A 16,922-nucleotide genomic window follows, 5' to 3' on the forward strand; every position below is an offset into this window, starting at 1 on the left:
AGACTTATAACGAGAACGCCCGCGAGCCGCAAGCCGGGTCGAACGATGTAGAATGCGCGGCCACTGTATTTACGGAAGCTTTAATGGATCGCCCGCGTTTTCGAAAAGCATATCTTGCTCCGCGCTTCTGGCCGCTCTGGTGCGGCCTGGGGCTTTTGTGGCTGATCGTGCAGCTGCCGTATCCGGCGCTGCTGACCATCGGTCGAGTTTTGGGCGCGTTGATGTATCGCGTCGCCAGCGACCGGCGAACCATCGCCCGGCGCAATCTGGAATTGTGCTTCCCGGAAAAATCCGCCGCCGAGCGCAAACGCCTGCTCAAGGAAAACTTCGCCTCCACCGGCATCGCCTTCTTCGAAATGGCGATGAGCTGGTGGTGGTCGCGCGAGCGTCTGGCGAAACTGGCCCACGTCGAAGGCCTTGAACATCTGCAGAAGGCCCAGCGCGAAGGCAAAGGCGTGATCCTCATGGCCGCGCATTTCACCACGCTGGAAATCGGCGCGGCGCTGCTCGGCCAGCAGCACACCATCGACGGCATGTACCGCGAACACAAAAACCCCTTGTTCGACTTCGTCCAGCGCCGTGGCCGCGAGCGGCACAATCTCGATTCGCTGGCGGTGGAGCGCGATGACGTGCGCGGCATGCTCAAACTGCTGCGCTCGGGACGGGCGATCTGGTATGCGCCGGATCAGGATTACGGCGCCAAGCAGAGCGTCTTCGTGCCGCTGTTCGGCATTCAGGCCGCCACCGTCACTGCGACGACCAAGTTTGCACGGCTGGGCAAAGCGCTGGTGGTGCCGTTCACGCAGGAACGTCTGGCCGACGGCAGTGGTTATCGCCTGGTGATCCATCCGCCGCTGGAAGACTTCCCCGGCGAAAGCGAGGAGGCCGATTGCATCCGCATCAATCAGTGGGTCGAGAGCGCTTTGCGTGCCTGCCCCGAGCAATACCTGTGGGCGCATCGGCGCTTCAAGAGTCGCCCGCCGGGTGAGCCGAAGCTTTATCCCAAGCGTCGTTGATTAGCCGATCTGACAAGCACCGTGGAGTGTTGCGATGAGTCCTGCTGAACCGGTTACAGGTTTGATTCTTTCCTGCGGCGGGGCTCGGGCGGCTTATCAGGTCGGGGTGCTGGCGGCGATTGCCGAGTTGCTGCCGGTCGGCGCGGACAATCCGTTTCCGGTTATCGTCGGCACCTCGGCCGGGGCGATCAATGCGGTCAGCCTGGCCAGTGGCGCCACGGACTTTCGCGCAGCCATCGAACGCCTGACCCAGTTCTGGCAGGGCTTTCGCAGCCACCGCGTGTTGCGCAGCGACTGGCCGGGCGTGATCCATCAAGCCAGCCGCTTCGTCAGCCACAGCCTGCTCGGTCTCGGTCGACAGATGCCGGTGGCGCTGCTCAACAGTTCGCCGCTGCGCGAACTGCTCGAGGAAAAACTGCACCTGCCCGGCATCGCCGAATCCATCGCGCGCAAGCAATTGCATGCGGTGGCGGTGACCGCGTTCGGCTACGAATCGGGGCAAGCGGTGACGTTCTATCAGGGCGGCGGCACCATCGACGCCTGGCTGCGGCACCGCCGCATTGGCGTGCCGACGCAGCTGTCGGTTGATCATCTGTTGGCCAGTTCAGCGATTCCGCTGTTGTTCGCGCCGGTGAAAATCGGCGAGGAGTATTTCGGTGACGGCGCGGTGCGCCAGTCGGCGCCGATCAGCCCCGCGCTGCATCTGGGCGCCAGTCGTGTGCTGGTGGTGGGCGTTAGCGGCAACCCGCGCGGCGTTGATCCGCAGCAGCCGCTGGAGCACGCCTACAGCGGCCAGCAACCGACGCTGGCGCAGATCGGCGGGCACATGCTCAACAGCACGTTTATTGACAGTCTGGAGAGCGATATCGAGTTGCTGCAGCGTCTGAATCAGTTCAGTCATTTGCTCCCGGCCGGCACACCCACTCGTGCGCTGGGTGTGGCGCCGGTGGAAGTGCTGGTGATTGCGCCGAGTCAGCCGATCGACGAAATCGCCGCGCGGCATCGCCAGGAACTGCCAGCAGCGTTGCGTCTGTTTCTGCGCGGTCCGGGGGCGACGAAGACGAGCGGGGCGGGGGTGCTCAGTTACCTGCTGTTCGAGGCGGGGTATTGCAGCGAGTTGATCGAGTTGGGGCGGCGGGATGCGCTGGCCAAGCGCGAGGAGCTTTGCCGGTTTTTGCGGATATCTGAAGCGGTGGCTCCTGCCTGAAATCTGCGGTGAGGCCTTCGCGAGCAGGCTCGCTCCCACATTCGATCCAGTTCCAATGTGGGAGCGAAGCTTTCAGGGTCAGAAGTGGAACTTGACCAGGAAGCTTGTGGTGCTCTGATCGGTCTTGAAGTACTGGCTGTCCTTGATCCCGTACTTGTCCGACCAGTAGTCGTACTCCACACCGACATACAACTGCTTCTCGCCGAAATTCAGCGCCTTGCCCAGGTCGTATTTCACCTGCGGGTTGAAGTGCAGGTTGGCGTGGTAGTCGCCCTTGGAATTGGAGTCGTTGTCGACCACCCAGTCCATGAAGCCGTCGATGAGGATGTTCGATTTGCCCACCGGGATGGTGTAGGACCAGACCGGGGTGATCTGCCAGACATTGTCACCGGCGCGTGCGCCCTCGGTGTGACGCTGGTAGAAGTTCAGCTGGAAGTAGTCGAAGCCTGGAATCGCCAGGTCGAAGCCCGGACCGATCAGGTACGACTCGGTATCGCCTTCACCGAACTCGTAGGTCATGGCCAGCAACACGTCAGTCACCGGGCCGAAGGCCAGTTTCTGATCGAAGATCTTGCCGAACGACAGGCGCGGGCTGAGCTCGCCGTAGTAGGTGTTGGAGCCGACGCCGCCATCATCCTTGCCGTTGTAGAAGATCTTGTCGATGAACAGGAAGTTGTCCCCATACTTCCAGGCATCGGCGTGCTCGAAGGTGACGGTCTGCTGGATGCGCGGGTTGACCTGGAAGTCCTTGCCATACAGATAGGTCAGGCTGTTGTTCTGCCATTGCAGCAGGCCCTCGGCCATGGCCTGGCCGCCGGCGAACATCGATCCGGCCAGCATCAGGCTGGTGCACATACGTTTCATTCGGTTGCTCCCAAAGTAGGTGTTCCACGTTATTTTTTTAAGTTCGGCGCTCTGATGTGGCGCCTTTTTTCGTACCGCAAATTTCATCCGATCGGTCAGCTTTGAATGCTGGTAGCAAAAGCTGCGCCAAGGCTTTTGAAAAACCAAAAAACGCCCGTTCGGCTGCTGAAAAACAGTCGACGAGCGTGTTTTCGGGATGCCTCAGGACTGACCGCAGCCGGGATAAGTTGGCTTTTCGGTCAGAAATTGAATTCAGGCTTTTTTTTAGAGCGAATTCGGAAGGCCGCGGAGAATACTGACTCCTCGGCCAGCGCTCAAGTGCCCCGCAACAGAGCACCGACGACAGGCATGGCGCACGGTTGCGGGCCATCTCAGAAGTGCACCTTCAGCAGCAGGCTGGCAGTGTTCTGGTTGGTATCGAACGAGTGGCTGTTTTCGATGCCGTATTTGTTCTTCCAGTAGCTGTACTCGGTGCCGACGTATACCTGTTTCTGGCTCCAGCCCATGGCTTTGCCGAGGTCATATTTGATCTGCGGATTGATGTGCAGGTTCGCGTGGTAGGTGCCGCGCGAGTTTTCGTCGTTGTCGACGACCCAGTCGAGGTAGCCGTCGATAAGCACATCGGAATTGCCCAACGGAAAGCTGTAGGACCACGCGGGGGTGATCTGCCAGACACCGTCGCCGGGCCGCGGGCCTTCGGTCTGGCGACGGAAAATGTTCAGGGTGACGTAGTTGAAGCCGGGCACTTTCAGATCGAAGCCGGGACCGATCAGGTAGGCCTCGCTTTCGCCTTCGCCGTACTCGTAGGTCATCGCCAGCAGCACATCCTTGATCGGACCGAACTCGATCTTGCGATCAAGGATCTTGCCGAAGGACAGGCGCGGGGTGAACTCGCCGTAGAAGGTGTGCGGACCTTTGTTCGGGTCTTCCTTGCCGTTGTAGAAGATCTTGTCGACGAACAGAAAGTTGTCGCCGTACTTCCACTTGTCGGCGTGCTCGAAGGTAACCGTCTGCTGATAGGACGGGTTGATCGCGAAGTTCTTGCCGTACAGATAGCTGAGGCTGTTGCTCTGCCACAGTAGCAGATCGCCGGCCATGGCCTGACTCGCGGCCAGCAGGCCGCCACTCAACAGAACGTTGCTTTGCGTGCGGATCATCTGTTGCTCCCTGTTGTTTTTATTGTTTGAGGCACAAGCAGTTGCGTAGTCCCTGTGGGAGCGAGCCTGCTCGCGAAGCGGTTGTGTCAGTCGCCATCAATGTTGAATGACACAGCGCTTTCGCGAACAGGCTCGCTCCCACAGGTGGTGTGGTGGTTTCAATCAGTGCGCATGGCAATCATTGATCGCCGCACGCTCCTTGCCGCCGAGGATGTTGAACAGCAGGTTCAGGGTCAGCGCGCTGAGGGTGGCCATGGCGATGCCGCTGTGGGTGATCGGGCTCATCCACAGCGGCAGGTGGGCGAAGAATTCCGGACGTACCACCGGGATCAGGCCCATGCCGATGCTCACCGCGACCAGCAGCTGATTGCGGCGGTCACCGATGTCCGCCTCTTGGAGGATTTTGATACCAGTCGCGGCGACCATGCCGAACATCGCAATCGCCGCGCCGCCCAACACCGCCGGTGGAATCGATGCCACCAGAAACGCCGCTTTCGGCAACAGGCTGAGGACGATCAGCAGGCCGCCGGCAACGATGGTCACCGAACGGCAGCGCACGCCGGTCATCTGCACCAGGCCGATGTTCTGCGCGAACGAGGAGTGGGTGAAGGTGTTGAAGAAACCGGCGAAGAACGACGCGCCGGCATCGCACAACAAGCCACGACGGAGCATGCGCGGGCAGACTTCCTGGCCGGTGATCTTGCCCAGCGCGAGAAACATCCCGGTGGACTCGACGAAGATGATCACTACCACCAGACACATCGACAGAATCGGTGCCAGCTCGAATTTCGGCATGCCGAAATGCAGCGGGGTGACGAACTGAATCCACGGTGCGCTGGCCATGCCGCTGAGGTCGACCATGCCGATCACGCCGCACAATACATAGCCCAGGCACATGCCGATCAGCACCGAAATGTTGACCCAGAATCCGCGCATGAAGCGGTGAACCAACAGGATGGTGGCCAGCACCAGCGCGGCGATGGCCAGATAAATCGGCGATCCGAATTGCGCGGCATCGACCCCGCCACCGGCCCAGTTCACGGCCACGGGGAACAACGATAAACCGATCGAGGTGATGACCGTGCCGGTCACCAGCGGCGGGAAGAAACGCACGACCTTGGACATGAACGGCGCGATCAGCATGCCGAAGAAACCGGCGGCGATCGTCGCACCAAAGATCCCTTGCAGACCGATGCCGGGCATGCCGGCCATGGCCACCATGCTGCCGACCGCAGCGAAACTGGCGCCCATCATCACCGGCATGCGAATGCCCATCGGACCGATGCCGAGCGACTGCACGATGGTGGCGATGCCGGCGACCAGCAGGTCGGCGTTGATCAGGAAGGCGATTTCTTCACGACTCAGGCCAGCGGCCTGTCCGATGATCAGCGGCACCGCGATGGCACCGCCGTACATCAGCAGAACATGTTGCAGACCGACCAGGATCAGTTGCAAAAGGGGCAAACGCTGAATGGCGGGTGCGTCGGGGATGCGCGCTTTGGACAGCTCGGACATGCAACACCTCGGATCTTTTTTATTCTTGTGATTAACAGCTGCCGGGTTGCTTGCAGCTGTTTCTTTGCATCAGGGGGACCGCGTTGCGGCGGCTATTCGCGAGCAGGCTCGCTCCCACAGGATCTCTGTAGGCGTGAGCCTGCTCGCGATGCTTTCAACGATTAATTGGTCTGCGCTCCCTGGGCAATCCAGGCACCGATCAGGTCACGTTCCTGCTGGGTCATCTGGGTGATGTTGCCCAGTGGCATGATCTGCGTAGTGATGGCTTGCGCCTGAATGCGCGCGGCGTTCTGGCGGATCTGCTCGGGAGTGTCGAACATCACACCGGCCGGGGCTGCGCTGAACAACGGGCTGGTCGGCTTGGACGAGTGGCACACCGTGCAACGCTCTTGAATCACGTTGTGTACTTTGTCGAAACCGGGGCCGGCATTCGAGGCTTGCGCGGGTGCCGCCGCAGGGGCTGCGGGTGCCGCAGGTTGCGCCGCTTCGGCCGGTTTCGCGCCACCGCCCAGTGCCGTCTCCGGCAGCGGTTGGTACTCGATTTTCGCCGGTGCCTCGGCCACTTCAGGTGCAGTCGACATCGGCGTCGGGCCGGTGACGTAGGCCAGGCAGATCATGCCCACCGCTGCCACCGGCAGGGTCCAGGCAAACTTGTGGCTGTCGTGACGGGTGTTGAAGTAGTGACGCACCAATACCGCCAACACCGCGATCCCGGCCAGGATCAACCAGTTGTACTGGCTGCCGTAAGTGCTCGGGAAGTGGTTGCTGATCATGATGAACAGCACTGGCAGGGTGAAGTAGTTGTTGTGTCGCGAACGCAGCAGACCCTTGGCCGGCAGGGCCGGATCCGGCGTACGGTTCTCGGCGATCGCCGCGACCAGTGCGCGTTGCGCCGGCATGATGATGCGGAACACGTTGCCGACCATGATGGTGCCGATGATCGCGCCGACGTGCAGGTAGGCACCACGCCCGCTGAACACTTTGCTGAAGCCATAGGCCGCGGCAATGATCAGCACGAACAGGATGAAGCCGAGCAGGGCGGGTTTCTTGCCCAGGGCCGAATCGCAGAGGAAGTCGTAGACGAACCAGCCGACGATCAGCGAGCCGATACCGATGGCCACGCCTTCAGGACCGCTGAGGCCGCTGCCGGGTGCCACGAGGTAGAGCACCGGATTGGAGTAGAACACCACGCACAGCAGCGCGATCCCCGACATCCAGGTGAAGTAGGCTTCCCACTTGAACCAGTGCAGGTTGTCCGGCATGGACGGTGGGGCCAGTTTGTATTTTTCCAGGTGGTAGATGCCGCCGCCGTGGATCGCCCACAGATCACCGGCCAGACCGGTTTTCGGGTTGACGCGGTTGAGGTTGTTCTCCAGCCAGACGAAGTAGAACGACGCGCCGATCCAGGCCACGCCAGTGATCATGTGAACCCAGCGCACGCTCAGGTTCAGCCATTCCAACAGATGTGCTTCCACAGTCTTTACCTCTCGCCTGTCACTCTTATTGTCGAGTGATCAGACCTTCTCTTATTGGTGGGGGGCGAGGATCAACCGCTCATCCTCTTTGAAAAAATGCTCATCGCAGTTATTGCCTGTGCCACTGCGATCAACCACCAGGAAGTCATCCCGCTTTTCGATCGTCAGCACCGGGTGGTGCCAGACGCCGCGATGGTAATTGATGCCCTGCCTGCCGTTGGTGACGAAGGCGCGGACCAAGCCTGATACAGGTTCATCGCCAACTGGCGCGACCACGATCAGAAAGGGGTTGCCGAGCAGCGGAATGAAAGCCTGGCTGCCCAGCGGATGGCGTTCCAGCATGCAAACGGTCAGCGGCATGTCCTGCGCGTCGGCGCGGAAAATGCTGATGATTGCGTTGTCCTCAGGCTGAGCGGTTTCGACCGTCGCCAGTTTGTGGAAGCGCATGGTCGAACCGTTGTTGATCATGAAGTGATCGCTGCCGTCGGTTTCGATCACGTCACCGAAAGGGGCGAAGGCTTCTTTGGTCAGCGGTTCAATCGTCAATGTGCGCATGCTGTTCTTCTTTTCGTTGAGTGATCGTTCCCACGCTCTGCGTGGGAATGCAGCCCGTGACGCTCCGCGTCACATCCAAAGCGGACGCAGAGCGTCCAGTGATGCATTCCCACGCAGAGCGTGGGAACGATCATTGCAGTGTTATTTAGCGACCTTGCCCAATACACGCAGACGACTCACACCACCATCCGGGAACACGTTCAGGCGGATGTGGGTGATCGGGCCGAGTGCCTTGATCTGCTCGACGAAGGTGTGTTCGGCGTGCATTTCCAGCTTCTGGCTTGGCAGCAGTTCGCGCCAGAACAGTGACTGGGTTTCGATCTGGCTGTCGGTGCCGCCTTTCACGAACGCGCCCTGGATCGAGCAAGTGTCCGGGTAGTTACCTTTGAAGTGCAGGGTGTCGACGACGATCTTCTCGATCTCGCCCGGATGACCCAGCGCGACGATTACCCAGTCATTGCCCGGCGTGCGACGACGCGCGGTTTCCCAGCCGTCGCCCATGTTGATGCCACGGCCCGGGTTGAGGATATTGCTCATGCGGCCGAAGTGTTCGTCGGAGCAGGCGAGGGCGCGGCCACCGTTGAGGGCTGCTGCCAGGTCCACTTGCTCGTTGTCGCCCACAGCGGACCAGTCGCGGAACGGAATGCCGTATACGCGCAGACGGGCAACACCACCGTCCGGGTAGATGTTGAAGCGCAGGTGGCTGAACGCTTTGTCGTTGCTGATTTCGTGGTAGTGGTGGCTGTTGCCCTGCAGCTCGACGGCCGACAGCACTTCGGTCCACTGGGTGTTTTCATCCGGCTCGCCCGAGGCCAGGAAGCACGCTTCCAGCGAGGCCGATGGCGGGTAGTTGCCGGTGAAGAATGAAGTGTCGATGTCCACGCCTTTGATCGAGCCCGGTACGCCCAGACGGATCACCGCGCTGTCGAAACCTTCGAAGCGCTTGCGGCGCGACTCCCAGCCGTCCATCCACTTGCCGTTGTCATCGAACACGCCCTCCTTCCATACGGCCGGGGTCGGTTGGAACAGACGATTGGCGTCTGCGAACCAGTCATCGGTGACCGAAATGATCTTGGTGCCCAGACGGGCGTCGGCCAGGTTGACGTATTTTTCGAAAGGTACGGCGTAAGCTTTCATTCTTCTTGTCTGCCTTTGATAAGTTGGCTGGGGATGCTCGCAGGGCCCTGGGCGTTTGCGCGTTCATTCACGCTCGGGCCAGGCTTGCTAAAGAGTCAGTAAACGGAACAGGGCAATCTTGTTGATCTCCGCCAGCGCGCATTTGAACTCGGCTTCCACCGAATTGTTGATGCGCGTTTCGAACGCCGCGAGGATCTGATGCCGGTTGCTGCCTTTTACCGCCATGATGAAGGGAAACTTGAACTTGGCTTTGTAGGCTTCGTTCAGCTCGGTGAAGCGCTGGAACTCTTCGGCCGTGCATTGGTGAATACCGGCGCCAGCCTGTTCATTGGTGCTGGCTTCGGTCAGTTGGCCCTGGACGGCAGCTTTGCCGGCCAGGTCCGGGTGAGCGTTGATCAGGGCCAGCTGGCTGGCATGATCGGCGCTCAACAGGATATCGCTCATGCGCTGGTGCAGGGTTTCGATCTCGTCGATCGAAGCGTCCGCACCGAGGTCGTAGGCCTTTTCGGCCACCCATGGCGAATGTTCGTAGATGTCGGCGAAGGCTTTGACGAAAGCGTCGCGGCTCAGGGTCGACGGTTGCAGGGTTTGAAAGCGGCTCATTTTGCAGTCCCTTGGTACGGGTGGGTTTCTTGCCAGTGGCGCGCGATGTCGACGCGACGGCTGAACCACACCTGTTCATGACTTTTGGCGTATTCGATAAAGCGCTTGAGCGAAGCGAGGCGACCAGGACGGCCGATCAGGCGACAGTGCAGACCGATCGAAAGCATTTTCGGCGCTTCGGCACCTTCGGCGTAAAGCACGTCGAAGGCGTCTTTGAGGTATTCGAAGAAATCGTCACCCTTGTTGAAACCCTGCACTTGCGTGAAGCGCATGTCGTTGGTGTCGAGGGTGTAGGGGATCACCAGATGCGGCTTGCCGGTCGGGTTGTTCGGCTCCCAGTAGGGCAGGTCGTCGTCGTAGGTGTCGCAGTCGTAGAGGAAACCGCCTTCTTCCATGACCAGGCGACGGGTGTTCGGCCCGGTGCGGCCGGTGTACCAGCCCAGCGGACGTTCGCCGGTCAGTTCGGTGAGGATGCGGATCGCTTCGAGCATGTGCTCGCGTTCCTGCGCTTCATCCATGTACTGGTAGTCGATCCAGCGGTAGCCGTGGCTGCAGATTTCGTGGCCGGCCTCGACCATCGCACGGATCACGTCCGGGTGACGCTGGGCGGCCATGGCCACGGCGAAGATGGTCAACGGAATGTCGAATTCCTTGAACAGCTTCAGAATCCGCCAGACGCCGGCGCGGCTGCCATACTCGTAAAGCGATTCCATGCTCATGTTGCGCGCGCCTTGCAGCGGCTGAGCGGCGACCATTTCGGAGAGGAAGGCTTCGGATTCCTTGTCGCCGTGCAGAATGTTGCGCTCGCCACCTTCTTCGTAATTGAGCACGAAGGACAGGGCGATCCGGGCATTGCCCGGCCAGTGTGGGTGAGGAGGGTTACTGCCGTAACCGATCAGGTCGCGTGGGTAGTCAGCGCTCACTGCAGTCTTCCTTCTTGTACGTTGACAGATTGGTGTGGCGGCCTGGCAGGCTGGCGTCACAGCGATGGGCTGATTGTATACAACTTTATTTACATTTTGTAAGCCTGAATTTTCGCATTTTTCACCGGCTGTCATCTTTTGCTGTTAATGGTTCCAGCCTGCAAGAAACCTGCCTGACCAGTCAGCTAATGAATAGAAGGTTCAATGATCAGGCGCTTTGCCTGCGAATTGGTGATAAAGACCCGTATGGCGGGGGTGCAGCGAAAAATGTCGTTTTTATTGTGTACAATTTTTTTGAAAAGTGTCTTAATTAGTCGCTCGCCGCAGCGTTTCGTGCTCTGAAACGGTGCGGTCTCCTTTTCAACTGACTTCGGGAGGCGCGAAGTCTGACCGCTTGTTGCGGCCAGGCGCGCAGAATCAATGGGACGTTTGACAACACACGTTTTGGACGCTGCACACGGTTGCCCGGGCAGCTCGATCAAGGTCGAGCTGTACCGCGTTGAAGGATCACAGCTGGAATTGGTCGCCAGTGCGACAACCAACAGTGATGGCCGGGTCGATGCGCCGTTGCTGCAAGGCGACGATTATCGCACCGGGGTTTATCAGGTGCAGTTCCATGCCGGCGATTACTACCGCGCCCGTGGCGTACAACTGCCCGAGCCGGCGTTTCTCGATGTCGTCGTACTGCGTTTCGGCATTTCCGCCGAGCAGGAGCACTACCACGTGCCCCTGCTGATTTCGCCTTACAGCTATTCCACGTATCGGGGCAGCTGACCCCCAAGCAGCTGCCCCCACCGGGAAGCGACTGCGCATATAGCTTCTTTGGTCTTTCGCCCGCTCACACTGCGGGCTTTTTATTATGCGTTTTTACGGCGCAACTGCCGGCGCAGTCGAGTCTCGGGTCAACGCTCGCGAATAATGAACACCGAGTCTGGCGTGGACGCGACCTTCAATACGCCTCCTATCAGCCATACCACCTTGTTCCGCGTCGCTGCATCGGTCAGTGCGGTGTAGGCGTCCTGACCGATTCTGGCGGGCAAGCTCGGTTCTGTCAGTTCGTTGCCAGGAATGTGAGTCAGGCCGGCTTGACTGATTGCCCCCAGTTTCAAAAAGAAGATTTGATCGTGACCGGCGCGTTTGAATACCAGCGTCGGCATTCTGTGTTCATAGGTCAGTGGAAACAGCTCGTAACCACAGCCGACCAGTAACGCGCCGAGCAATCGCCGCAGATTCAGATCTGATGGATAGGTCTTGTAATGATTCCAGGCGGAGGAGAAGTGCTGTGGATCAAAGGTCAGGCGTTGCAATTCGCTGTCGGTCTGGGAAGGCATCGGGATAAGCCGCTTGCCCCCCAGGTCGATGTCTGGCGCTATGGCGAGCATATTCAGCGGGTCGGCAAAGTCAGGTGCTGTGGAAAACGGCAGTTGCTTCCATTGATGCAAGACGGCCTGAACGTTGATCAGGCCGGTGCCGGTAATCGTCGGGGAATGATCGGCGAGTTCGAATAACCTGCGGGCAACGGCTGTCGTTGTCGCTTGCGAAAAATCAGGGAACGCGCGAGCGACGGACGTTGTTATCGGCTCTTCGAAAAAGCGTTTGCCCGGATGGACTTCACCTGGATCGCTGCCGATTCGAAACGTCGCCACCGGCTGTTGCTCGGGGGCGTTTTTCAGCATGTTCTCGAAAGCGTCGAAACCGCTCGGGAAAAACTCGGGATGACATACGAAATACACTGTGGGCGCCGTATTCGAGCCAACCGGAACGATTGGATAATGCAGCCAGCCAAGCTGTACCGATTCGGTGTGCGCAGGTTTGTTCAGATGCCCCCAGGGAAGCCAGAAATACGGCGTCTGGTCGTTGTCAGAGGACGGCTTGGCTGTCGACGCGGTTAGCGTCTCTGCGGCTTCGGCAAGTCGGGGACGCTTGCTCGGGCCAGGTGTTGCCTGGTCGGTCTGTTCGCCTGGCTGGCTGGATTGGGCTGGCGTTTGCGATGGCTTCGCCCCTGGCGGTTTTTGTCGCCAGAAAACAGTGCCGGGGATTTGCTCGAAGAAAACGTCGGGTGCATTGCTCGTCGAGGCAAACGCTTGTTGGTATTCGCCATCCTTGTTTTTGCGCACCATGACCGTGCCGTCCACCGTCGTTACGAAGGTCTGCCTGAGTCTGTTGTATCGAAGGCCCTCCGTTGCCAGCTCAGGCTTGCTCAGCGTCATGGCGTCGGCCGGCGAGATGTATGAGGGCAGGTTGGGGCTGGCGGATGCAGGCCGGTTGGATAGCCTCTCGGGCCGCCGGATCCGCCAAGTCGTCTGACCCTCGAGGCGCGTCAGGGGCAGGCCGGGCACACCGGGTGCGAAGGTCAGAGGCACATGATAATTGCCTTGCCCGTCCTGCTCGACGACGAACTGGCCTTCATTAGCGATCTGAGCGTACGTGCGCTGATCCGGTCCGGTGAACAAACCTTCGTTCTGCGCCACGGGTACCAGTTCGTGGAAACGCTCTTGCGGCCAAGCGATTGCGTTACGAGTGGCGCTGAAGTTCTCCGTTGCATCCGGCAAGGCGTGAACAGTAACCGTGGGCAGTGTGCTGGCTGCGGCAGATGTGCTTGCCGCTTGACTGACGGCCGGTGAATCGACGCCCTGAAGCAGGGCGTCAGGCATGTCCAGGCCCATACGGCTGACGAGAGGCGGTGAGCCGGAATGTCCAGCATCGGGGGCATTGGGTGGTTTTACTGCAGGGACTTTTTTGGGTGACTTGGCCATGGGGAATGCTCGGTAAAAGAGCGCGCAGACGCGTGCAAGTGCCGCGTAGACAGCAACGCTCGAAAAAAAAATGGGTTTATTGACGAACGACCGGCGAATTACGCGGGAGGCACTTTCATCACAGAAACGGGGCCGAAAATGTTGGTTTGGTGGTTGCAGCGATTCACGACCCTTAAAGCAGACTTTTCGATGCGGGATTTGTCGGCACGCAATACCCAGCCATGCGCGGCAAAGTTGTAGCCCACGCGCGCGGTCTGGTCGTTAAGGCAGATGATGTTCCAGGCTTTGACTTCGTCATTGGCCAATGCGGCAAGAGCTTGCGGGAGTGCTTTTGAGGCGTCGGGCTCTTCGAAAAAACGTGCATCGAGACCATCCAGATAGACACGGTCAAAGACCAGATCGACCGTATGTACAACTCCACCGGTGGTAATAACGCGGATCTGGTCTATCAAGTCCTCGCTTTCATAGACAGGCAGATAAAAAGTGGTAGTGCCGATGGAAAGCCGGTTTTCTTCGAGTTTTATATCGACCTCGCCGAGCTGCGTTGCATCAAGTTCCCAAGTGGATGAGTAGGGAAGCCGCTCTTTGGCATTGGCGAGCGCGCCAGGAGTCGAGAGTCTGATAGTCATGTCAGGCAGTACGTGAATGAGATAACTCGCACCCACTCCTTCATAGGCGTCCATGCTGGTTTGCACGGCCAGTGGTATCGGCATTGCGCAACTCCTTGTAGTGCCAAGCGAGTAACCCGCTTTCTCAGGCAGCGCATAAAAGCACTGTCGAGAACGACCCGTGAGTGGCACTTTCATCTGGGTTACCCAATGCCTCGAGACCGAGAAGTCAGTAAAGGCTGGCGGGATGTCGGTTTCCGCTGTAAGACCAGCGTTTGCAACGACACCGTCCTTGAAAATCAACACATAACGGCCGAACGGTCGAACGGCCATGGTTCGCAAAATCTTCGTGATATTGTCGTGATCGTCTTCGCTACGCGCCGCCGAGTAATAATTCAGCTTGATGGTCTTCGCGCCGAAGTGATAGACGAGATGGCAACCGACAGTCAGTCGGTATGACTTGGGTTTCTCGGAGAAAAAATGCGCCTCGGCTTTTGTCAGCTCATCACTGGTGAAGTCCAGATATATCCGGGTTATGACATCCGGGCGTAAAACCGCGTAGAAAGTGTTGGCCTTGCCGGTTCTCGGTACGTAATAGCTCGCTTCCTTGCGGTGTCGGATCCAGCATTCCGGCGCATAAATAATGATCGGTGTTACCGGTTTGCCACGTTTGACGAAAATTTCCGGTATATCAGCGGTGTGGGCATCCGGGATTGTTTCAGGCAGGTCAAGCCTGAAATGCCAATCATCACTGGTTATGAAAATCAGATTTTTGTTGCTCAGCTTTCTCGTGCCTTCGTATTTCTTGTAAACGTCATGAATGGTCAATACGTTTTTGGGATTGTCTTGAATTTCGAAGCCTGAGCGGATGACCAGGTCATTGCCCTCGATAGCCCAGGACTCAATCAGGTCCTTGCGCCAATTCATGACGGTATAACTGGTCTGTTCACCATCATCGATAATGGAAAAACGACCAGCCACATGCGCAATGTAATATTGATCCGCACCGGCGCCTCCCGACGCTTTTGCTTTTTCGTGGGAGAGGAATATCTGATCGTCTCCGGCGCCAGCTTCAATGATGTCGCTGCCCCGTGATTTGATGACGTTGTTTTGCGCAGTGCCGGTTACTACGCTTGCTGCGCGATGGACTGTTTCAATATTTTCGATACTGTCCAGCAAACTGTGCAGGATGGATATCTTGTTATTCTCGGTATCGACATCGCTGGTGATGATCTGCAATGTTCCGGCCAGCAAATCTATGTCATAGCCAGTTCTGTTCGTATCACGAGAGGAGTAATTGCCGCCAAGTACCAGTGTGTCATTTCCTGCGCCGCCGCTGAGCGTTGAATATTCTGCGACATGACTGTCCTTTTCGAGGAAAGCGGCTGCGTTCTCAAACAGGAACTGGTCATTGCCTTCACCGCCCGACAGTTGTTTTTTTCCTGACTTGTAATAGAACGTGTTGGGTTTTTTTTCTACACCTTTGATCGAGTCGTTACCCTCGCTGAGAAACCACAGAATGTTTTTGCCCTCTGCCGCAACTCCCAGTTCCGCGCCGGGTGTATCTTTTGTAACCCCTGCGCTTGCATCAATGATGTCATCGGTGCCTACCACTTCAGGGACATTGACCGACTCCCACGCATCCTGTTTGGTCCACCAGTTTCGTTTCCAGACCCGCGTCGGTTTCAGGCGTACATCAAACTTGCCATTGACGATGGCTTCGGTGCTCTCTTTCAAGGGGCCATCGAGTAGCGTTCTCGCGGTCTTTTTTAACTGCAATGAGTGTTGAAGTAGTGTTTTGGCCTTGATATAGCGGTTTTGAACGCTTTCGTCGACGTCCATCATGCAGAACGAAAACCATCCGCTACGCCACCGCTCGTCAACGGTTAATTCGATGTAGTCATCTATGTCGTCAACGATACGTACCGCACCGTAGACCTGCGAGCCAATGGCGAGAATCGCGCCGGCTGCAAGCCCGACGGGGCCGGCAAACGAGAAACCGGCCATCGCGGCAGTGCCGAGAATGACGGTCATGGCTGCACTGGTAATGCTCAGGCCAGCGCTGACGTAATGATCCATAGCCTCTTTGCCGGTGGCATTCTCAGCGGCGTTCATGGATCTCACGGCGGTAAAGATGTCGAAGGGCAGCGTCAGCATGCCGCCGACCAGTCCGCCTGATCGACCCAGTCTGAGTGCGAAACGTGTTCTGGCGAAGTCCCGGTAAGCATTCTGTCCGGCTGTGAGCATCTGCGTGGCTATTTTACTGACCGTGACATCGGCCGCGATGGAGGCCAGCTCCGATGCAATGCCCGCGCTGTTTATCGCTACTTCAGCACGGTTATCAGCTTTGATCGCATCGATTACGCCACGAATCCCCATGAAAATGCCGAAACCCTGGATGCCCAGGCTGGAGCCCAGCGTCGCGTAGCTTTTGGTCAATGCCGCCCAGCGGGGATGATGTCTGGGGACGTGCACATGTTGTAGATCGAGCGACTGTGCTGCGCTCAGAAGTTTTACCAGTTTGTCGCGGTAATTGCCGGCTACCTTTTCATTGGCATTGTTTTCCCTCAAGAGCTGAGGGGCGCCAAGCGGGCGCTGGCTGGCCATTTCAAACAGGAGCGTGGGTAACAAGTAGCTATCGCTGCCCGTTGAAGTTTTCAGAAAGTGTTCAACTTTATTGGCGTCGAACTGCAGGCTATTGATAAAAGAAAGTTTGGGGCGGCGAAAGAAGCTGTTCTGGCCATTCAATGGCTGACCGTCAATCGTTGCGCCTAGTCCGTCGAGTGCGGTACGGGTAATCGAAATATCGCCAATTTCCAAAGGGCCGAACACTTCGTCCACCATTTGCAATTGACTCGATTTTCCATTGGTTTGGCCATGGTCGATGGTTGAAGGCTTGTATTCGTTGGATTCATAGCCCAAATCCATAATTATGACGGTATCGGAAACAGGTTGCGTGTCCGCAAGTATTGCAGGGTCGGTTTGTGCTGTTGCTTCGCGTATAAGTGTGGCCATTAGAACTTCCTTGTTCCGGCAATTGTTGTTAAGGCCAAGGATATTACGTTGGCCTTTCGAGACCTGTATATCGATGGGTTGTTGCTATCTA

General features: G+C 58.1%; 13 protein-coding genes. 3 read left to right on the forward strand and 10 right to left on the reverse strand.

Annotation, left to right across the window (positions count from 1 at the left end; genetic code table 11):
* Positions 1 to 83: 83 nt before the first annotated feature.
* Both OK411_RS09690 and OK411_RS09695 read left to right on the forward strand, forming a co-directional pair.
* Complete coding sequence (locus OK411_RS09690) at positions 84 to 1,016, forward strand: lipid A biosynthesis lauroyl acyltransferase (protein WP_016773752.1); 933 nt, start codon at positions 84 to 86, stop codon at positions 1,014 to 1,016.
* A 34-nt stretch (positions 1,017 to 1,050) separates the two neighbouring features.
* Positions 1,051 to 2,223, forward strand: coding sequence for a patatin-like phospholipase family protein (locus tag OK411_RS09695; protein ID WP_264364792.1), 1,173 nt, complete (start codon positions 1,051 to 1,053; stop codon positions 2,221 to 2,223).
* A 78-nt stretch (positions 2,224 to 2,301) separates the two neighbouring features.
* Here the strand turns inward: OK411_RS09695 and OK411_RS09700 are convergent, their stop codons facing one another.
* The 8 genes from OK411_RS09700 to puuE all read right to left on the reverse strand — a co-directional run bounded on the left by OK411_RS09700 (position 2,302) and on the right by puuE (position 10,452).
* Positions 2,302 to 3,087 (reverse strand): outer membrane protein OmpK, encoded by a 786-nt coding sequence (locus OK411_RS09700; RefSeq protein ID WP_136492256.1) that lies wholly within the window; start codon positions 3,085 to 3,087, stop codon positions 2,302 to 2,304.
* Between the two features lie 371 nt (positions 3,088 to 3,458).
* The gene (locus OK411_RS09705) at positions 3,459 to 4,244 is read right to left on the reverse strand and encodes an outer membrane protein OmpK (protein ID WP_039763797.1); all 786 of its coding nucleotides are present in this window, start codon (positions 4,242 to 4,244) and stop codon (positions 3,459 to 3,461) included.
* Between the two features lie 162 nt (positions 4,245 to 4,406).
* On the reverse strand, positions 4,407 to 5,759 hold the full coding sequence (locus OK411_RS09710) for a nucleobase:cation symporter-2 family protein (RefSeq protein WP_039763799.1): 1,353 nt from the start codon (positions 5,757 to 5,759) through the stop codon (positions 4,407 to 4,409).
* 161 nt (positions 5,760 to 5,920) lie between these two features.
* Positions 5,921 to 7,234 (reverse strand): urate hydroxylase PuuD, encoded by a 1,314-nt coding sequence (locus tag OK411_RS09715; protein ID WP_264364793.1) that lies wholly within the window; start codon positions 7,232 to 7,234, stop codon positions 5,921 to 5,923.
* 51 nt (positions 7,235 to 7,285) lie between these two features.
* Positions 7,286 to 7,789 (reverse strand): ureidoglycolate lyase, encoded by a 504-nt coding sequence (locus OK411_RS09720; protein ID WP_024012211.1) that lies wholly within the window; start codon positions 7,787 to 7,789, stop codon positions 7,286 to 7,288.
* A 141-nt stretch (positions 7,790 to 7,930) separates the two neighbouring features.
* Entirely contained in the window at positions 7,931 to 8,926 is a 996-nt protein-coding gene (alc, locus tag OK411_RS09725; RefSeq protein ID WP_016773759.1) for an allantoicase, read from the reverse strand.
* 87 nt (positions 8,927 to 9,013) lie between these two features.
* Positions 9,014 to 9,529 carry a 2-oxo-4-hydroxy-4-carboxy-5-ureidoimidazoline decarboxylase gene (uraD, locus tag OK411_RS09730; protein ID WP_264364794.1) on the reverse strand — a complete coding sequence of 172 codons (516 nt, stop codon included), beginning with the start codon at positions 9,527 to 9,529 and terminating at the stop codon, positions 9,014 to 9,016.
* Entirely contained in the window at positions 9,526 to 10,452 is a 927-nt protein-coding gene (puuE, locus tag OK411_RS09735; protein WP_024012213.1) for an allantoinase PuuE, read from the reverse strand. The genes uraD and puuE overlap by 4 nt, the downstream gene beginning before the upstream one ends.
* 420 nt (positions 10,453 to 10,872) lie before the next feature.
* Between puuE and uraH the strand changes: the two genes are divergently transcribed.
* Complete coding sequence (uraH, locus tag OK411_RS09740) at positions 10,873 to 11,226, forward strand: hydroxyisourate hydrolase (RefSeq protein ID WP_024012214.1); 354 nt, start codon at positions 10,873 to 10,875, stop codon at positions 11,224 to 11,226.
* Between the two features lie 128 nt (positions 11,227 to 11,354).
* Here the strand turns inward: uraH and OK411_RS09745 are convergent, their stop codons facing one another.
* A complete protein-coding gene (locus OK411_RS09745) occupies positions 11,355 to 13,208 on the reverse strand; it encodes a hypothetical protein (RefSeq protein ID WP_217879586.1) in 1,854 nt (617 codons plus the stop codon).
* Positions 13,209 to 13,306: 98 nt separating this feature from the next.
* On the reverse strand, positions 13,307 to 16,831 hold the full coding sequence (locus tag OK411_RS09750; RefSeq protein ID WP_264364795.1) for a calcium-binding protein: 3,525 nt from the start codon (positions 16,829 to 16,831) through the stop codon (positions 13,307 to 13,309).
* Positions 16,832 to 16,922 lie beyond the last annotated feature (91 nt).

The organism is Pseudomonas sp. RG1 (assembly GCF_025910115.1).
GTDB classification, from domain to species: Bacteria; Pseudomonadota; Gammaproteobacteria; order Pseudomonadales; family Pseudomonadaceae; genus Aquipseudomonas; species Aquipseudomonas atacamensis.

Bases quoted from the DNA above. Each gene is read 5' to 3' on its own strand.
- uraD (WP_264364794.1), bottom strand. From the start codon at position 9,529: ATGAGCCGCTTTCAAACCCTGCAACCGTCGACCCTGAGCCGCGACGCT.
- OK411_RS09720 (WP_024012211.1), bottom strand. From the start codon at position 7,789: ATGCGCACATTGACGATTGAACCGCTGACCAAAGAAGCCTTCGCCCCT.
- OK411_RS09705 (WP_039763797.1), bottom strand. From the start codon at position 4,244: ATGATCCGCACGCAAAGCAACGTTCTGTTGAGTGGCGGCCTGCTGGCC.
- uraH (WP_024012214.1), top strand. From the start codon at position 10,873: ATGGGACGTTTGACAACACACGTTTTGGACGCTGCACACGGTTGCCCG.
- OK411_RS09690 (WP_016773752.1), top strand. From the start codon at position 84: ATGGATCGCCCGCGTTTTCGAAAAGCATATCTTGCTCCGCGCTTCTGG.
- OK411_RS09695 (WP_264364792.1), top strand. From the start codon at position 1,051: ATGAGTCCTGCTGAACCGGTTACAGGTTTGATTCTTTCCTGCGGCGGG.
- OK411_RS09745 (WP_217879586.1), bottom strand. From the start codon at position 13,208: ATGGCCAAGTCACCCAAAAAAGTCCCTGCAGTAAAACCACCCAATGCC.
- OK411_RS09710 (WP_039763799.1), bottom strand. From the start codon at position 5,759: ATGTCCGAGCTGTCCAAAGCGCGCATCCCCGACGCACCCGCCATTCAG.
- alc (WP_016773759.1), bottom strand. From the start codon at position 8,926: ATGAAAGCTTACGCCGTACCTTTCGAAAAATACGTCAACCTGGCCGAC.
- OK411_RS09700 (WP_136492256.1), bottom strand. From the start codon at position 3,087: ATGAAACGTATGTGCACCAGCCTGATGCTGGCCGGATCGATGTTCGCC.
- OK411_RS09750 (WP_264364795.1), bottom strand. From the start codon at position 16,831: ATGGCCACACTTATACGCGAAGCAACAGCACAAACCGACCCTGCAATA.